At 57.7% G+C, this 555-nt stretch carries 1 protein-coding gene; it reads right to left on the reverse strand.

What is annotated here, in order from left to right:
• The coding region (locus HMPREF1992_RS02575) for an ATP-binding protein (protein ID WP_021684258.1) at window positions 1-555 on the reverse strand (555 nt) is incomplete at both ends.

Genomic DNA, 555 nt, shown 5'->3' on the forward strand with positions numbered 1-555 from the left:
GCACGCCGTGATGGGCAAGCGTCACCTCGCCCGGACGCGGGATGCTCCCGCCTCCGATCATCGCCACCGTCGAGGAGGTATGATGCGGACTGCGAAATGGACGCGTCGTCACAAGCCCCGTATCCTTGCCGAGCAGCCCCGAGATGCTGTAGATCTTTGTGATCTCAATGGCTTCTTCCTTCGTCAGCTCCGGCAGAATCGAAGGCATCCGACGTGCCAGCATCGTCTTACCCGAACCGGGTACACCGACCATGAGGACATTATGCCCGCCTGCCGCTGCAATTTCAAGCGCACGTTTCGCCTGATACTGTCCCTGCACATCCGCAAAGTCATCGGTGAAAGCGGCGTCTTTTTGTGTTTCGATATGATTCGGTGTTGCAGGAGTCAGCGTCTCCGTGCCCATCAAATGACGCACAAGTTGTGCCAAATTCTCAACCGCATAGACCTTCAGTCCATCAATAAGGAGTGCCTCGTCTGCATTCGACGGTGCAACGTAGAACTCCGTTAGCCCGCGCTCCCGCGCCGTAATCGCCATCGGGAGAATGCCGCTGATCG

Source organism: Selenomonas sp. oral taxon 892 str. F0426 (assembly GCF_000468035.1).
Taxonomy (GTDB): domain Bacteria; phylum Bacillota; class Negativicutes; order Selenomonadales; family Selenomonadaceae; genus Centipeda.